Source organism: Aquimarina sp. KJ22-3, assembly GCF_055808215.1.
In genome coordinates this window covers 1,610,602-1,626,689 of sequence record NZ_CM147859.1, presented here as the reverse complement: position 1 = coordinate 1,626,689, position 16,088 = coordinate 1,610,602, and the positions used below count along the sequence as shown (strand labels likewise).

Annotated in this window: 14 protein-coding genes and 3 pseudogenes; 5 read left to right on the top strand and 12 right to left on the bottom strand. The window is 34.9% G+C overall.

Going from position 1 to position 16,088, the window contains the following annotated elements; genetic code table 11:
• Nucleotides 1-12: 12 nt before the first annotated feature.
• The 6 genes and pseudogenes from AC0L3Q_RS07075 to AC0L3Q_RS07050 all read right to left on the bottom strand — a co-directional run bounded on the left by AC0L3Q_RS07075 (nucleotide 13) and on the right by AC0L3Q_RS07050 (nucleotide 6,224).
• Nucleotides 13-1,128, bottom strand: a complete 1,116-nt coding sequence (locus AC0L3Q_RS07075) for an imelysin family protein (RefSeq protein ID WP_473285927.1) — start codon at nucleotides 1,126-1,128, stop codon at nucleotides 13-15.
• Between the two features lie 101 nt (nucleotides 1,129-1,229).
• Nucleotides 1,230-2,459, bottom strand: coding sequence for a DUF4856 domain-containing protein (locus AC0L3Q_RS07070; protein ID WP_473285926.1), 1,230 nt, complete (start codon nucleotides 2,457-2,459; stop codon nucleotides 1,230-1,232).
• Between the two features lie 168 nt (nucleotides 2,460-2,627).
• The gene (locus tag AC0L3Q_RS07065; protein ID WP_473285925.1) at nucleotides 2,628-3,089 is read right to left on the bottom strand and encodes a heme-binding domain-containing protein; all 462 of its coding nucleotides are present in this window, start codon (nucleotides 3,087-3,089) and stop codon (nucleotides 2,628-2,630) included.
• A gap of 13 nt (nucleotides 3,090-3,102) precedes the next feature.
• Nucleotides 3,103-3,968, bottom strand: a pseudogene (locus AC0L3Q_RS07060) (hydroxymethylglutaryl-CoA lyase).
• Between the two features lie 226 nt (nucleotides 3,969-4,194).
• Entirely contained in the window at nucleotides 4,195-4,359 is a 165-nt protein-coding gene (locus tag AC0L3Q_RS07055) for a hypothetical protein (protein WP_473285924.1), read from the bottom strand.
• Nucleotides 4,360-4,487: 128 nt separating this feature from the next.
• On the bottom strand, nucleotides 4,488-6,224 hold the full coding sequence (locus AC0L3Q_RS07050) for a helix-turn-helix domain-containing protein (protein ID WP_473285923.1): 1,737 nt from the start codon (nucleotides 6,222-6,224) through the stop codon (nucleotides 4,488-4,490).
• Between the two features lie 387 nt (nucleotides 6,225-6,611).
• On the opposite strand from AC0L3Q_RS07050, the gene AC0L3Q_RS07045 reads away from it, so the two are divergent.
• Nucleotides 6,612-6,764: a hypothetical protein gene (locus tag AC0L3Q_RS07045; RefSeq protein WP_473285922.1), complete on the top strand. Its 153-nt coding sequence runs from the start codon at nucleotides 6,612-6,614 to the stop codon at nucleotides 6,762-6,764.
• Nucleotides 6,765-6,880: 116 nt separating this feature from the next.
• Nucleotides 6,881-7,510 (top strand): hypothetical protein, encoded by a 630-nt coding sequence (locus AC0L3Q_RS07040; protein WP_473285921.1) that lies wholly within the window; start codon nucleotides 6,881-6,883, stop codon nucleotides 7,508-7,510.
• Nucleotides 7,511-7,567: 57 nt separating this feature from the next.
• Here the strand turns inward: AC0L3Q_RS07040 and AC0L3Q_RS07035 are convergent.
• Nucleotides 7,568-8,199, bottom strand: a pseudogene (locus AC0L3Q_RS07035) (LysE family translocator).
• A 1-nt stretch (nucleotide 8,200) separates the two neighbouring features.
• The gene (locus AC0L3Q_RS07030; RefSeq protein ID WP_473285920.1) at nucleotides 8,201-9,226 is read right to left on the bottom strand and encodes a quinone-dependent dihydroorotate dehydrogenase; all 1,026 of its coding nucleotides are present in this window, start codon (nucleotides 9,224-9,226) and stop codon (nucleotides 8,201-8,203) included.
• A 92-nt stretch (nucleotides 9,227-9,318) separates the two neighbouring features.
• Between AC0L3Q_RS07030 and pepT the strand changes: the two genes are divergently transcribed.
• A complete protein-coding gene (pepT, locus tag AC0L3Q_RS07025; RefSeq protein ID WP_473286909.1) occupies nucleotides 9,319-10,563 on the top strand; it encodes a peptidase T in 1,245 nt (414 codons plus the stop codon).
• Between the two features lie 84 nt (nucleotides 10,564-10,647).
• Here the strand turns inward: pepT and yajC are convergent, their stop codons facing one another.
• From yajC to AC0L3Q_RS07005, 4 genes and pseudogenes are all read right to left on the bottom strand, one after another.
• On the bottom strand, nucleotides 10,648-10,941 hold the full coding sequence (yajC, locus tag AC0L3Q_RS07020) for a preprotein translocase subunit YajC (RefSeq protein WP_473285919.1): 294 nt from the start codon (nucleotides 10,939-10,941) through the stop codon (nucleotides 10,648-10,650).
• A 1-nt stretch (nucleotide 10,942) separates the two neighbouring features.
• Nucleotides 10,943-11,422, bottom strand: a complete 480-nt coding sequence (locus AC0L3Q_RS07015; protein ID WP_473285918.1) for a DUF1573 domain-containing protein — start codon at nucleotides 11,420-11,422, stop codon at nucleotides 10,943-10,945.
• A 48-nt stretch (nucleotides 11,423-11,470) separates the two neighbouring features.
• Nucleotides 11,471-12,381, bottom strand: a pseudogene (gene nusB, locus AC0L3Q_RS07010) (transcription antitermination factor NusB).
• A gap of 171 nt (nucleotides 12,382-12,552) precedes the next feature.
• Nucleotides 12,553-13,653: a Glu/Leu/Phe/Val family dehydrogenase gene (locus AC0L3Q_RS07005; RefSeq protein WP_473285917.1), complete on the bottom strand. Its 1,101-nt coding sequence runs from the start codon at nucleotides 13,651-13,653 to the stop codon at nucleotides 12,553-12,555.
• Nucleotides 13,654-13,794: 141 nt separating this feature from the next.
• On the opposite strand from AC0L3Q_RS07005, the gene AC0L3Q_RS07000 reads away from it, so the two are divergent.
• Together AC0L3Q_RS07000 and AC0L3Q_RS06995 are read left to right on the top strand one after the other, a co-directional pair.
• A complete protein-coding gene (locus AC0L3Q_RS07000) occupies nucleotides 13,795-15,552 on the top strand; it encodes an ABC transporter ATP-binding protein (protein WP_473285916.1) in 1,758 nt (585 codons plus the stop codon).
• Nucleotides 15,553-15,630: 78 nt separating this feature from the next.
• Nucleotides 15,631-16,014: a PUR family DNA/RNA-binding protein gene (locus AC0L3Q_RS06995; RefSeq protein WP_473285915.1), complete on the top strand. Its 384-nt coding sequence runs from the start codon at nucleotides 15,631-15,633 to the stop codon at nucleotides 16,012-16,014.
• The last annotated feature ends 74 nt before the right edge of the window (nucleotides 16,015-16,088 follow it).

Sequence of the window (16,088 nt, the reverse complement as noted above, 5' to 3'; positions counted from 1 at the left end):
CAAGATATAATACTAGTCACCATCTGCATCAACAAAATCAACTCTAACTGAAAATGCTTGTAGCATATCTACTTTTAAATGAACTACATTTTTTTGAAGTTCATCATAGGTATTCAGCATTAGATTATTATTGGAACGAACTTGTTCTGTAAAACTATCATCCAAACCGGCAGCAGTAGTTCGTGAAAGATTAAATTGATTATTGATGATCTCAGCAAGGTCTTCACCTTCTTTTATAGTATTCAAGAAATCCAAATAGGTTTTAAAACTCTCTCCTGTAGCATTGCTTCCAAAATGTTTCCCGTTAAAGAAATCCTGCATTGCGTCCAAATTGGCATTAAATAGGGCTTTAGAAAAGTCTCCTTTATAAAAAGCTTCTACTTTGTCATCAAAAGTTTGAGTACCAAATACTCCTGCTGGTATTCCTACTTTTCCAGCTCTTAGGTGTTTTTCGTAATGAAATATAAAGTCATTAGCGATTTTATCTACAGAACTTGTAGCAGAAGATCCACTATTACCAACAAAAGTTGCTCTGTAATCACCATTCCAATCTGCCAGTACTTCTGTAGTCAAATTGTTCATTCGGTCTACTAGGTCTGTTAAGTAGGAAATGTATTTGCTACCATTGGTTGCATCGGTATAAAAAGCAACGATATCTGCATCTGCAGTCGCTAACCCATTGATCATATAATCTAAAGCTCCAAAACCTTGTTCATCTTGAGCAGCTACAGCGCCTAGATCATAAGATTCTGAAGTAATATTAGCATCAATATTTGCTGCATTAACCGGAAAAACGTTCATAAAGTTTCTATACGATAACTCTTCTGCCTTTCCAATCTCGAACATCCCTACCGCTTGCCAAGATAAATATGCATTAGACCATGCTGTTCTTAAAGCCAATAAATTTGTTTCATTGGCATCGGCAGTAAAAGCAGTAGTTGCTTGATCTAAAGCCGTTATATCTGTAGAAAACTTTTGTAATGACGGGATGATGATATTATCTGCAAAATTTACCAACATTGCAGCTCTGTCAAAACTATCTCCTCCTGCTTCTCCACCATCATCACTTGTAGAACAAGCGGATGCCAAAAGCATCAAAACGAAAAATGAACCTAGCAACTTCTTCATATTATTTTTATTTATTCTTAATAAGTTTTGCAAATGTAAAAAAAGAGGTTGAAAACATACTGTTTTCCCTCCTCTTTTTTACGATTTTATGTTTTGTTTCATTAATTAGTGCTACCAGCTTGCTCAACAGTGAAGTCAAATCTTGCAGCGATAGCTTCAGAAATTGATTGTAACGTTGCAGGAGTAACATCCCATAAACCATTGGTACCTCCCATCAATTGACTAATAAACCCTTGTACTTCCGTTCTGCTAAAGTAAGGAGCATTCGTATCTGGATTTCTTGTAAATTGTAGACTGTAAATAAATCCATACCCTTCAGAAAGATCGTGGAATACACTTGCAAAATCTACAGTACCAGCTTCAAGACCATTCTTACCTTGCTGTAGGTAATATACTGCTCTAATCCCTACAACTTCAGAGATTTTTCTTCTTAAGATAGCAGATTGCGCATCACGAATATCATATCTCTTTGCAACGATTGCCGCTCTACCCAATTTGAAAGCATCAAATATCTCTTCGGCAATACCCGCAAAATCAGGATCTCCTTCTACTCGTCCTATATACTTGTTTAAGAAACTGTCATCATCTCCAATAGTAGGGTTTGGATTAGCAGTATTTGCCGAAGTTCCGTAAGCATATCCATAGGCTTCATCCCATTTATGCTCCATAGTGGTGTAGTTATTACCTTCAGCTAGCACATCATTATCATTATTAGCTCTGTTTTCAGCCTCATCCAAAACCGCAACACCCAAATAGTTATTCAATGCCTGGTCCACCATTAGTGCTCCAATTAATCCTTTATTAAATGCTTGATTTAATTCTAATCCTTTGGCGTTTACATATCGATCAGATCCACCTCCTGCTTCTTGGATTACACCAGGTGTTCCTGCCACTGCAGTTGTACCCCAATTTGGGAATACCTCATCTACCTGCCCTTTAATAAAAGCATCAAATTCGGCTTTGATTGCAGTAGCATCAGTAGTATTTGCAGAAAAATAATCGCGAGAAGCCGCGGTTTTACTTCTTACGCTTTTGTCTGATGCATTAAGATCTGCCTCAGAAAAATCGTTTGCTCCTTCAACGTGCGCAAACATAGCATCGATTGTAGCTTCATCCAAAGTCTCTGTCATAAATGCGGTAAGGATCTCCTCACCCATCTTAATTCTAGTGGTTTGCCCACTAAAACTAACAGAAGATTCTCCGTTACGCTCAAAAACATAGGTTGCAGGTGCATTAATCCCTGTATCAGGTGTATCATCATCAGAAGAGCATGATCCTAATACAGCAACTCCGGATAAACATATAACTTTTAATAAGTGATTGATTTTCATTGACTTTTTATTTAGACTTAATTCAAATAGTAATATTTATGTGGGCAAATATATAGATATAAATGCATCTCACAAACTTTATTTGTAATAAATCTAAATAAAATTAACCTAAAGATAATATAGGCTTGACCTTCCGAAAACGGTATCAAATAGAATACTTACAGTAACTTATTCTGCCACAGAATATTGACTTCTTACCTGTTTTACCCAATTGATCAATTGTTCTTTTTCTGCTTCTTCAAGATTACTATGCAACCAAGTGTATGATGAAAGTGGCATCTCTCCCTCTTCTACTTCTTCTATGAACTCTTCTAACTTATGATCTTTCTTTTTAACGCTATATCCTTCCCAAGCGGATACATTAAAATGTTCTTTTCCTTCTTCTACATGATGATCAATCCAATACGACACAGGAGCAACTTCTGCATACCAAGGATATATGGTTTGATTACTATGGCAATCGTAACATTTGGTTTTCAGTATTTGTTGTATCTCAGGAGAAGGCTTGGTTTCTTTTTCGAAATAGGCTACAGACTCATATCCAGACTCATTTTTATCTGGTCTTACGAATTGAAGAACTACCAATACGACCAAGAGTGCTATTCCTACTTTTTTTAAAATTCCTTTCATTTTAGTTTGTTGTTTAGTGATATACCGAAAATATTTTGGACGCCTCATTATGCGAGGACTCAAAACTTAGTGTTCTAATATTTGTATCCGCTTGAACTGTGGTAAAATAAGAAATCATACGTTCTGTAGGCATATTTCCTGTTAATTCATCCTTTGCCATAGGACAACCTCCAAAACCTTGTATTGCACCATCAAATCTTCTACAACCTGCTTTGTAAGCAGCATCTACTTTTTCGTGCCAAGTGGTCGGCGTAGTATGTAAATGCGCCCCAAATTCGATATCGGGATACTTAGGGATCAAATTTGAATAGAGATAATCAATAATTTCTGGAGTAGAGGTACCCACAGTATCTGATAGTGAAAGTATTTTTACCCCCATCTTGTTTAATTTCTCTGTCCATTCCCCAACAATATCTACATTCCAGGGATCCCCATAAGGATTACCAAACCCCATAGAGAGATAAGCAACCACTTCTTTGTTGGCATTGCCAGCAATATCCAAAATAGCCTTAAGTGTTTCTACAGACTCTGCAATGGTCTTATGTGTATTACGCATCTGAAAATTTTCTGAAATCGAGAATGGATATCCCAAATAATCAATAGCTTCGTGTTGTGCAGCATCATTTGCCCCACGCACATTGGCAATAATAGCTAACAACTTACTTTCTGTATTAGACAAGTCTAATCGGGATAGTACTTCTGCAGTATCTACCATTTGTGGAATAGCTTTTGGCGAAACAAAACTTCCGAAATCAATAGTGTCAAAACCACATCTCAATAAAGATTGAATGTATTGTACTTTTTTTCGGTTGGGATAAATTCTTTAATGCCCTGCATTGCATCTCTAGGACATTCAATAATTTTTACTTTTTCGGCCATTTTAGCAGATCAAAATAGAAAATATTCAGTTACGCCTATAAAAGTATGATTATTTTTCAGAATTAAAAGAATCACTAATATTCTTAGGAAAATTTTATGCATCCACTATTTCCAAACGTGTGACTTCGTAAAAAAAGCACTTAATTTGAATCAAGTGCTTTTTATAATTATCGTAATCTCCATATCACTGTAACATGATTTTTATCTTGTAGATAATTTTCCCTTTTTACACCCATGGCACATCAGGATTATCTGCGCAAGTTTTGGTACATGTTTTATGATTTGATTGGGTATCGGGTCCAAAACCACCTTTTATATAAGAGAGGTTGGTAATTTGAGCAATTTGGATCTTCTTTAAACGGATACTACTTTTTTTTGCATTTCTTTTCATTGTGACTGAGTTTTAAGGATTGATTACCTAAATGTATAGTTTTTCCCTTGTATTCAAAGGCTTAACCAACCGTTAACTGTCTGGTTTCCGGAAATCAGACCATCAAAAAAAAGTTAAATCAACCCTAGTTAAGCAGGTACCTCCAATTCATCCTCGTACTCTGTTATTCGTTTGATAAAATAAGAAGGGTACAGCCCTGTTTTTTTATGAAAGTATTTTGAAAAGGCCTCTGTAGTATTAAAACCGATCTCACCAGAAATCGCTTTAATGGTATAGTTTCTAAACTTTTTATTCGTTTTTAACTCCTCTATCAAATACTCTACCCTCAAGTCATTAATATAATTCGTAAAATTTTTCTCTTTATAAATGTTCACAATCCGAGAAACGTACTTGCTGTTGGTTTTAAATTGTGCCGCCAAACTATTGGTGGTAATGTTAGGCTCAAGAAACTCTTTATTTTCCTCAAACTTCTCAATTTTGGCCAAAATATCTGCTTTAATCTCTTCGGCTATTTTCAGTTTTTTAATCTCTCCCGCTTTTGCATCCATCACAGACTCTGCAACCATTTTTTCACTTCTTCGACTTTCTTCTTCCATCAATTCATTAAATCGCTTAGCATATAATTTTCTTTTCTGAAATTGATAGTAGAACAAAATAGTTACCCCAAAAACAATACCCACCAAGATCCATATGTAAATCTTGAAATTTGAATTTTTAGCATAAACCATTTCAATTAATTTTTCCTTTTCTGCCAGAAGGTTAGCAGTATCGTATTGCTTGACCATCTTTTCATTGACCTGCGTATTATTCTTACGCATAATGCTATCAAATTTTAAAAGTCGATCCACATAAAACAACTGATTTTCGAAATCTTGTTCGGCTTTATAATTATTAATCAGAAACAAATATCCCTCTCTTACTTCGGGAACTATAAATTGAGTATGATTAAAAACAGAATCTATACGCTTGTAAAAGAAGATGGATTCTTCATGATGTACTAACGATTCTTTTATTTTACCCAAATAATAATAGGCCTTGACCAGAAATGCTTTGTCCTCTATCTTTTTGAGATAGGGTAAGGTCACTCTTAAGGTTTTCTCAGCATTTAGATATTCTTTTTTATAATAAAAATTGACGCCTTGGTTAAGAAGTAATTGATAGTATAAATTCTCGTCATAATAATTTAGAGAAGAAAAAGTTCGAGCGATATAATAATCAGATGAATCTATTTTATTGTTTTTAGTGTATGATTCTGTAAGATGTACCATGATATCTAAATAATCAATAGTATCTCTTATGCCCTTTTTTTCTTGATGCTGTCTACTCCTTTTGAAGATTTGCAAAGCCTCATCATGCTTTTCTAGTTTAGTTTTTATAAGCCCGATATTGTATTCCACCATATATTGAAAGCTTTCATTTTTATTCTTTTTGGAATAGTCCAAAGCTTTCAAATAATTATCCAGTGCATTTTCGTAATCCCATTTCTCGAAATAAAAATTACCTTTTGATGAATACGGGAAAGTAGGATATAGTGTGTGCCCTAGATTTTTGGATAATGATATGGACTTATTTAAATACTCTAGTTTTAAGGAATCATTTTCTTCATAAAAGTAAAATCGAGCATAAATCTCCGCCATTTTAAGGCTATCATTTGCCTGAACAGCTTTTGCCAAACAGGTTTTTAAATAAGGAATGGATTTAACGTCGTCTTCATAACTATCCCAGAATTTTTCCAAAACTTCTTCGTAAGAAAATGACTTAAGGGAATCTGGCACTACGAAGTGTTCATCAAGAGATTGAGAAAATGTTAGATTCGAGCACCACAAAAGAACTAAAAACCGTGCTATTCGTGCTATTTTATTCATTAGGTTTTAAGAATGTATAACACCACCAAATGTTTATATAACCATATACTACATTCAATTAAGCCAATCTGCAACTAAAACAAAAAACATTTGGTAGTAAATGTGATTGATTGATGTGTAGTAAATATACCATTTTAAAAGGTATCATCTCCAAAAACACCCTGTATTTCTATAGGTTTCATCTATAAATTTCTAAGAAAAACTATAAGGTCTGGTTTCCGGAAATCCTACTCCCTATTCTGGAAACCAGACTTTAAACCTTTGTTTTTAAGACATATACCCTTTTAAATTTGAATATACTTCAATCATAAATTTCAAATCATTTTAAATCAAGGAGGAATCTGAAAATCCTAAAAACAGAGTAAGACCATAATTAATTTATACCACATGAAGCACAATCAAATTTTAAACATCGAAGGAATACAAGTATTACAAAGAGAACAAACTAAAACAATTAAAGGAGGTGCCGAGGATAATATGGTCTGTGACTGGGTAGGTAGCGAATACATCTGTTTTGATGTCATTGACGTCGTTGCCTAGCCAAGGATGGAGCACTGCTTTACCTCTGGTTCAAAGCAGTGTTTCTTAGGCCTTCTTATTGGTGATTTCACAATTTAAAACAATCAATTTTATACAAATCTTAAAACAAAACTTTTATGAAAACTCAAAATCTAAAATTACGCTACCTTTTTGTACTTCTTATCTTTTTAGCATTGTTCCTTATTGTTTCTTGTGAGAAAGAAGAAGATACTTTTGAACCACCTGTAGAAGCCGTAGACACTACAGAGAATATAGAAAACACAGGTAAAATTTATCCATTACTAGATCGCCCAGATTTTACTCCGCCTGATATCCCACAGCCACCAGCATTTGACGCGCATTGTGTAGTGAGACTTGCTTATCTATCCTATTTAAGAAGGTGCCCAGAAAGCACACAAATAGTAAATGGATGGATCCAGGTTCTTTTAACTCAAGGGTTTGATGATCTGGCCAAAGGGTTTATCACATCAAACGAAGCGAGTGTAAAATGGAACTCACAATACCACAGTTTTCTTTCAAGAAATAATTTAAACAGTGTAGAAGTACATAAATTTATTTATATCGCTTATCGAGGTTTATTGCTTAGAGAACCGGATGTAAATGGTGGAAAAGGTTGGACAAACGTCTTTTACGATCGAGGAATTAGAGCTGTAGCTAATGGAATTGCTAACTCTGCAGAGTTTAGGCTTAGGTTAGCGAACATTCAAACAGAATGTAACAATGCAGCTAATCAATGTACTTTTTAGATTTCTTCTACTATCTAGATAAAATGTAAGCCTCTTGATTACAGGGGGCTTATTTCTTTATTTTTCAGAAAAAAGAACAAAAACCCCTATCCCTATAAAAACGATAATTTGTAGCCATTTAAGAACAACTCCTACCCTTGCATTTTTCTTAAGATACTCTGAAATAGCTCCCGCCAGTACGGCGATTAATCCAAACACCACAAATGACACCAAGATAAACAACAGTCCCAACACATAAAACTGCACCACAGTACTTAATTCTTGACTAAATAAAAACCCGGGAAAGAAAGCTAAAAAAAGATGGAAACTTTTGGGTTTAAAAGGTTCATAATAAACCCTTGCTTAAACAATTGCAATGGATTCTTTTTGGGCACACCAACTTCCGATAATTGAATGGAAGATTCACTTCTGAACACTTTATACGCCAAAAAGAACAGATAAAGCGCCCCAAACAATTTGATAATAAAAAAGAGTGTTTCGCTTTGTTTTATGATCACCGATACCCCAAACGCTAATAGAGAAGTATGTATGATACAGCCAGTCATCAGTCCAGCCACTACAGAGAGGCCATATTTTTTCCCATTTGCCATACTTTGCATCAAGACAAAGATGTTATCTGGACCTGGCGAAATGGATAGCGCAGCAGTTGCTAAAACAAAAGTGTATAGGATTTCATAATTAATATCCATACTATTTGTTTTGTAATAACGCTTTATTGATGCGTTTGATCAGTTTAGGCCCTTCGTAGATAAATCCTGTATATAATTGCACCAGGCTTGCTCCTGCTTCTAGCTTTTCTAGAGCATCCTCTACGGTATGTATACCTCCTACTCCAATTATAGGAAAAGCTTTATTACTTTCTTCAGACAAAAATCGGATAACTTCTGTAGATCTATTGGTAAGGGGTTTACCACTAAGTCCCCCTTTTTCGTTTGCCAATGTAAGATTGGATTGTAATCCTTTTCTGGAGATTGTAGTATTTGTTGCAATAACACCTGCTATTTTTGTCGTCTTTACAATATCAATAATATCCAACAATTGATCATTAGTAAGGTCTGGTGCAATTTTCAACAAGATTGGTTTTGGAGAAGGCTTTTTCAAGTTTTTCTCCTGTAAGGTATTCAAAAGTTGTGTTAGCGGTTCCTTATCCTGCAAAGCTCTAAGATTAGGGGTATTGGGTGAACTTACGTTTACCACAAAATAATCTACATGATCAAATAGAGCATCAAAACAAATGATATAGTCGTCAGTTGCATTTTCGTTTGGCGTTACCTTATTCTTACCGATGTTCCCTCCTATCAGGACTCCTTTGTTTTTCTTTAAACGTTTTACAGCATCCTCTACTCCGCCATTATTGAACCCCATTCGGTTGATAATTGCGCTATCCTTTTTAAGACGAAACAATCTTTTTTTAGGATTTCCTCCTTGAGGTTTTGGTGTTAACGTACCAATTTCTACAAACCCAAAACCAAAATCATGAAGCTCATTAAACAGTTTTGCATCCTTGTCAAATCCTGCGGCCAGACCTACCGGGTTTTTAAATTTCAATCCAAAAACTTCTCTTTCCAATTTAGGATCATTTACATGATATATGCTTCTGGTCAGAGAAGAAAAAAGAGGAAGCGCAGACAAAAATTTGATCATTCTAAATGTAAAATGATGTACTTTTTCTGGGTCAAAATTAAAAAGTATAGGACGTATTAATAATTTATACATGAGTATCTGGATTTGCTTGGCAAAAATAAGTTATACAGGGTTCTAATAAAAGTGTATTTTTGAATTCTTCAGTATACAACATTTTAAGTCTTATGATTTCTAAAAAACACATCACAGATCGATTTATAAGTTACGTTACTATTGACACCGAAAGTGACCCTGCTAGCCAAACCACACCCAGCACCAAAAAACAATGGGATCTAGCCAACAAACTAGTAGAAGAATTGAAAGCAATAGGCCTAAGCGATGTCACTATAGATGAGAATGCATATATCATGGCCACACTTCCTTCGAACATCGACCAAGAAGTGCCAACCATTGGTTTTATCTCTCACTTTGATACCAGTCCTGATTTTACCGGAGCCAATGTAAAACCACAAATCGTAGAAAATTATGACGGTAAGGATATCGTTTTAAACGAAGCCGAAAACATTGTTTTGTCTCCTGATTATTTTGAAGATTTACAGCAGTACAAGGGACAAACCCTAATCACTACAGACGGTACTACACTTCTTGGAGCAGATGATAAGGCTGGGATCACCGAAATTGTTACTGCAATGGAATACTTGATTCAACATCCTGAAATCAAACATGGAAAAATACGAATCGGATTCACGCCTGATGAAGAAATAGGAAGAGGTGCTCATAAATTTGATGTATCCAAGTTCGGAGCCGATTGGGCATATACTATGGACGGTAGTCAAATAGGAGAATTAGAATACGAAAACTTTAATGCTGCCGGCGCCGTAGTTACAGTAAAAGGAAAGATAGTTCACCCCGGCTACGCCAAAGGAAAAATGATCAATAGCATGTATATTGCTCAGGATTATATCAACGCATTACCTAAAAAAGAAACACCCGAACATACTAGTGGTCGTGAAGGTTTCTATCATTTACATACTATAAAAGGTGATGTAGAAGAAACCAAACTGTACTATATCATTAGAGATCATGATAAGGAGAAGTTTGAAGAAAGGAAGGCTTTTATGCTTCAAACGGCCCAAACGATCAACTCAAAATATAATAACGAGCCTATTACTGTTGACATCAATGATCAATATTATAATATGCGAGAAAAAGTCGAACCTGTAATGCATATTGTAGATATTGCTGAAGAAGCTATGAAATCTCTAGATATCACCCCTCTTATCAAACCTATCAGAGGAGGAACAGATGGTTCGCAACTAAGTTTTAAAGGCCTACCTTGTCCTAATATCTTTGCTGGAGGACATAATTTTCATGGACGTTATGAGTATGTGCCTGTAGAGAGTATGATCAAAGCGGTAGAAGTGATTGTACGAATAGCAGAACTAACAGCTAGCAAGAAAACGGCATAAAGCTTTCATCAAATACTTCTAAAATAAAAAAGCGCGATAGAATTAGTTATAATTTTATCGCGCTTTTAACAAGTAGGCTAGTTATTACTTCTTATCTGTAGCGGGTTTGTTTAACTTTTCGCTCATCTCCAAAGAGATCGCAGATCTGTCAAACGTCAATTTCCCTGCTCCTGTTTCAATAATAATAGCATTGTTTTTTTCACTAAAGTCGAAAACTTTACCATGAAGACCGCTTTTTGTTACTACACGATCTCCTTTTTTTAAGTCTTCAGCAAATTTTCTTTCCTTTTTTGCCTTCTGCATTTGTGGACGTATCATAAAAAAGTACATCACCACAAAGATCAGGATAAAAGGAAGAAATGATTGTATTTGTTCCATATTAGTTTCCTGCTGGTGCTCCTCCTGCTGGCTTAGCCTTTGGAGTTACCATTGCCTTAATCTTAAGAATTTCTTTTCCAGCTTCTGTGTTAGCAGTAATAGTTACCTGCTTAGTTTGCTGATTTGGCTTACCATTTGAGTTAAACTTTACCAACATTTCACCTTCTGCTCCAGGAGCAATTGGTTCTTTCGGCCACTCTGGCACTGTACATCCACAGCTTCCTTTTGCGCTTACAATTACTAAAGGAGCTTTTCCTGTATTTGTAAATTTAAAAGTGTGCTCAACTACATCTCCTTCATTGATTGTACCGAAATCAAACTCAGTTTCAGCAAATGTCATTACAGGAAAATCAGTATTCTTTGCATCTCTTTCTGCCGCTATTTCAACATTTTCTTCTTTAACTTTTTTTGTTGCATCTTCTTTACAAGACACCATCGTCATAGCAAAGATTCCGGCTAAAATTAAGATTCCTTTTTTCATTACTTGGGTTTTTAATTAATTTGAGGGTTAAAAATACATTTTTTTGAACTACATAAGTCCCCTACCAACTTTATTTAGTTTACCATTCTTCTGATACTCTTTTGATAATTTATCAAGAATACCATTGATAAAAATACTACTTTTAGGAGTACTATATTCTTTTGCAATCTCTAAATATTCGTTAATTGTTACTTTTACAGGGATTGAAGGGAACTTTACAAACTCGCAAATTGCCATTTTTATAATCGCTTTATCCAGTTCTGCTATACGGTCCTGATCCCAATTTGGTGTTTTACCATCGATCTCTTTGGTAAATGTATCTCCGTTAAGTACCGTCTTCCTGAAAATGTCTATGGCAAACTTTTTATCTTCTTCGTCCTTATATAACTTTGGTAAAGATTTGTGCTCATCATGAGAAGCTTTGGCTTTACGTAACATCTTTACGATTGCAGTATTTACCAAAGGCAAATCATCTACCCAGGTTAACCTTTTATCTTCAAAATAATCGTACAGTTTCTCGTTGGGAGCAATTACTTCTTTAAAGATATCCAGAACAAACTCTTTGTCTTCCTTAAAAGAACTCAGTTTGGTACTCATATAATCTGTATATACTTCACTCTCTTGAATAGCTTTCCATAAAAGGGCTACATACTCACTATCAAGTTCCCAACAATTCATTTTTTTCTTTCGATGCTTTCCTTGAGTTCTACATTGCTTTCCAACCATACTAACACCTCATTATCGATAAATTTAGTGTTGGGATTTTTTTCTTCGGAAGTAGCGAGATATTTTTTTTGGCTTTTGGTTAGAAACTCAGCTGCGTGTTTCTTAATTTCTACAAGGAGTTGCAGATTTATAAGAAACAAATCGTACATCTGATCAATACTAAATAGCAGGAATTTTTCTTCTTTATCAAGGTTATCACTTTGGGTCTGCCCTACGGTATAGAGCGACTGCATGACTTTTACTCTAATATGTCTTCTGGTTAACATAGAATAATTACAAAGAACTTTATACAAAAAAAACGGGCGAAAGTATACTTAACTTTCGCCCTGCAAAAATACTATTATTTTTAATCTAACTACTTTAAATTTCTTTTTTCTGTAGCTAAATTTTAAATTTTCAAAATTCTATAATTGCTCTTTTTTTCTTGCAGCAATTCGATCCTCTGCAATGCTCATCGCAGATGTATTTGCGGTGATGTTCATTGCTTTTGATTTATTCAAAATATCCAAAGTAGTATTGTAGATATTCTCGGTCTTGGATTTGATCTCTTCTCTACCGTAACCTTCAATCTCTGCATATACATTAATGATACCTCCTGCATTGATCAAGAAATCCGGAGCATACACTATTCCTTTCTTTTGAAGTAGAGGACCGTGAATATTCTCGTTGGCCAACTGGTTATTAGCTGCACCAGCAATTACTTTTACTTTTAATTTATTAATGGTCTCATCATTTACAGTAGCACCAAGTGCACATGGAGCGTAAATATCTGCAGTTTCTGCATACAGGTCTTCTCCTCTGTAAATCTCTGCTCCATACTTCTTACTTACCTCCTGTAGTCTTTCTTCATTAATATCAGCAATAATCACTTTCGCATCTTCTTCTGCAGCAAGACGCACTAATTCTTCACCTACATGACCAATTCCTTGCACCAAAATACGTTTTCCTGCCAAAGCATCATTCCCATAAGCGAATTTTGTTGCTGCCTTCATCCCCATGTATACTCCATAAGCTGTTACAGGAGAAGGATTACCTGCCCCTCCTTTGGCTTCAGAAATACCAGTTACGTAAGGAGTAACTTCTCTTACTGTATCCATATCAGAAGTTTCCATACCTACATCTTCGGCAGTGTAATATTTCCCACCTAAGGTATGAACAAACTTACCAAAACGGGTCATTAATTCTGGGGTCTTGATTTTCTTTGGATCTCCTATAATCACAGCTTTTCCACCACCTAGATTTAATCCAGTGATTGCTGCCTTATAGGTCATCCCTCTAGATAACCTTAATACATCATTAAGAGCATCCCACTCTGATGCATAGTCGTACATACGAGTTCCTCCTAATGCTGGTCCTAAAATTGTGTTATGCACACCAATTATTGCCTTCAATCCTGTATCTTTGTCTTGACAAAAAACAACTTGTTCGTGATTGTCAAAAGATAGTTGTCCAAATACGGGCGCTTCTTTTTTTAATTGATTTGCTGTTAGCACTTCGGTTATCATTTATTAAAAATTTAAATGGTTATAAATTATATAATATTCAAAATCAGAGTGCTAAAATAATGCATTTTTATGAAATTAAAATTTTTAGCTGTTAAATTTTACGAATTCTTTAATAATTAACCCCTTGCAAAAAGATCTTACATGCGTGCATTACGCCATTTGAACAAATACTTTTTAAAGTATAAATACCGACTTTTAATTGGTTTAGTAATTACCGTAATTGCTAGAATTTTCTCAACCTTAGTTCCTACAATTGTAGGAGATTCTGTAGATATTGTAGAGAAGTACATTAATAACGAAGTCACTGATATTTCAGAAGTAAAAAACGGACTCATTATTAATATCCTCCTCATTTTGGGGGCAGTTTTAATTTCTGCACTGTTTACCTTTTTAATGCGTCAAACCTTTATTGTCGTTTCCAGATTTATAGAGTTTGATTTGAAAAATGAAGTTTTTCAGCATTACGAAAGATTATCACTTAATTTCTATAAGAAAAACAGAACCGGTGATCTGATGAATCGTATCAGCGAAGATGTATCCAAGGTAAGAATGTATGTTGGTCCTGCTATTATGTATAGTGTAAACACCATAACTCTATTCGTCGTGGTGATTGGATATATGATCAGCATTGCTCCAGAACTCACCTTGTATACTGTTGCTCCTCTGCCCATATTGTCCGTTTCTATTTACAAATTAAGTGTCGCTATCCATAATCGTAGTACCATTGTGCAGGAGTTTCTATCGAAACTCACCACTTTTACTCAAGAATCATTTAGTGGTATTACAGTCATAAAAGCATACGGTATTGAACCGCAAACCAATCAAAACTTTACCGAATTATCAAGTAACAGTAAATCTAAAAATTTAGATCTTGCCAAGGTACAGGCACTATTCTTTCCTTTGATGGTATTGCTTATCGGGTTCAGTAATATCTTGGTGATTTATGTAGGAGGAAAACAATATCTCGACGGAACGATACAAGAAATAGGAGTCATTGTGCAATTCATACTATATGTAAATATGCTTACCTGGCCGGTAGCTACTGTAGGATGGGTAAGCTCTATTGTGCAGCAGGCAGAAGCCTCTCAGGTAAGAATCAATGAATTTCTGAGCCAAGAACCAGAGATTGTAAACACAGTAACCCAAAAAACTCCTATACAAGGGAATATTAAGTTTAAAGATGTTAGCTTCATTTATGATGACACCAATATTACAGCGTTAAAAAACATCAGTTTTGAGATCAACAAAGGCGAAACTATTGGTATTATCGGTAAAACAGGTTCAGGAAAATCCACTATTTTGGATCTACTGGGAAGACTATACGATGTCTCTTCTGGAGTAATCGAAATAGATGGTAGATCTATAACAGACACCAATCTATTTGATCTCAGAAATCATATAGGTTATGTACCACAAGATGCTTTTTTATTTAGTGATTCTATCAAAAACAACATTAAATTCGGAAAAGAAGACGCTACCGACGAAGAAGTATATCAAGCAGCAAAGAATGCCGTAGTACACAAAAACATTGTTGGTTTTACCAATGGTTATAATACTATTTTGGGTGAGCGTGGGATTACATTATCCGGAGGACAAAAACAAAGAGTATCAATTGCAAGAGCCATCATCAAAGACCCATCTATACTTTTATTTGACGATTGCCTATCGGCAGTAGATACAGAGACTGAAGAGGAGATTATGTCTAATCTAGGGAAGATTTCTAAAGATAAAACCACATTTATAGTAAGTCATCGTGTATCCACTACCAAAAACGCTGATAAAATCATAGTCATAGACGATGGACAGATCACCCAGCAAGGCACTCATAATCAGCTAATCACAGAAGATGGTTACTATAAAGAATTGTATTTAAAACAGCTCGATGAAAAAGAAATTTAAGCTTTTTTTGTGCGATTAACAATTTTTTTAGATTTTTGAAACCATCATAGTATATTAATTAATTAAGAAATACGGATTATGAATGACAATGAAATGATGGAGAAAGAAGAAATTTTCTCAAAAGTTTTAAGAGCAGGAAGAAGAACATATTTCTTTGATGTTAGGGCTACCAAAGCAGGAGATTACTATCTAACTATAACAGAAAGTAAAAAGTTCACTAACGATGACGGATCGTTTCACTACAAGAAACACAAGATCTATCTTTACAAAGAAGATTTCGCTGGATTTACTGAAATCCTAAATGAGATGACTAATTTCATTGTTGATGAAAAAGGTGAAGAAGTGATTAGCGAAAGACACCAAAAAGACTATCAAAAATCATATGAAAAGACAGCTGTAGGCACTGAAGAAGTTACTGCTTCTACTGAAAGTTTTACAGACGTAAGTTTTGACGACATATAAGACAAAGCCATACAGGTTAAGTTAAAGTTATGTAAACCGCTTCATTCTCTGAAGCGGTTTTTTTTATATTCACG

What these genes read in the sequence shown, in the direction of transcription:
- AC0L3Q_RS07075 (WP_473285927.1), bottom strand. Translation starts at nt 1,128, where the DNA reads ATGAAGAAGTTGCTAGGTTCATTTTTCGTTTTGATGCTTTTGGCATCC.
- AC0L3Q_RS07070 (WP_473285926.1), bottom strand. Translation starts at nt 2,459, where the DNA reads ATGAAAATCAATCACTTATTAAAAGTTATATGTTTATCCGGAGTTGCT.
- AC0L3Q_RS07065 (WP_473285925.1), bottom strand. Translation starts at nt 3,089, where the DNA reads ATGAAAGGAATTTTAAAAAAAGTAGGAATAGCACTCTTGGTCGTATTG.
- AC0L3Q_RS07055 (WP_473285924.1), bottom strand. Translation starts at nt 4,359, where the DNA reads ATGAAAAGAAATGCAAAAAAAAGTAGTATCCGTTTAAAGAAGATCCAA.
- AC0L3Q_RS07050 (WP_473285923.1), bottom strand. Translation starts at nt 6,224, where the DNA reads ATGAATAAAATAGCACGAATAGCACGGTTTTTAGTTCTTTTGTGGTGC.
- AC0L3Q_RS07045 (WP_473285922.1), top strand. Translation starts at nt 6,612, where the DNA reads ATGAAGCACAATCAAATTTTAAACATCGAAGGAATACAAGTATTACAA.
- AC0L3Q_RS07040 (WP_473285921.1), top strand. Translation starts at nt 6,881, where the DNA reads ATGAAAACTCAAAATCTAAAATTACGCTACCTTTTTGTACTTCTTATC.
- AC0L3Q_RS07030 (WP_473285920.1), bottom strand. Translation starts at nt 9,226, where the DNA reads ATGTATAAATTATTAATACGTCCTATACTTTTTAATTTTGACCCAGAA.
- pepT (WP_473286909.1), top strand. Translation starts at nt 9,319, where the DNA reads ATGATTTCTAAAAAACACATCACAGATCGATTTATAAGTTACGTTACT.
- yajC (WP_473285919.1), bottom strand. Translation starts at nt 10,941, where the DNA reads ATGGAACAAATACAATCATTTCTTCCTTTTATCCTGATCTTTGTGGTG.
- AC0L3Q_RS07015 (WP_473285918.1), bottom strand. Translation starts at nt 11,422, where the DNA reads ATGAAAAAAGGAATCTTAATTTTAGCCGGAATCTTTGCTATGACGATG.
- AC0L3Q_RS07005 (WP_473285917.1), bottom strand. Translation starts at nt 13,653, where the DNA reads ATGATAACCGAAGTGCTAACAGCAAATCAATTAAAAAAAGAAGCGCCC.
- AC0L3Q_RS07000 (WP_473285916.1), top strand. Translation starts at nt 13,795, where the DNA reads ATGCGTGCATTACGCCATTTGAACAAATACTTTTTAAAGTATAAATAC.
- AC0L3Q_RS06995 (WP_473285915.1), top strand. Translation starts at nt 15,631, where the DNA reads ATGAATGACAATGAAATGATGGAGAAAGAAGAAATTTTCTCAAAAGTT.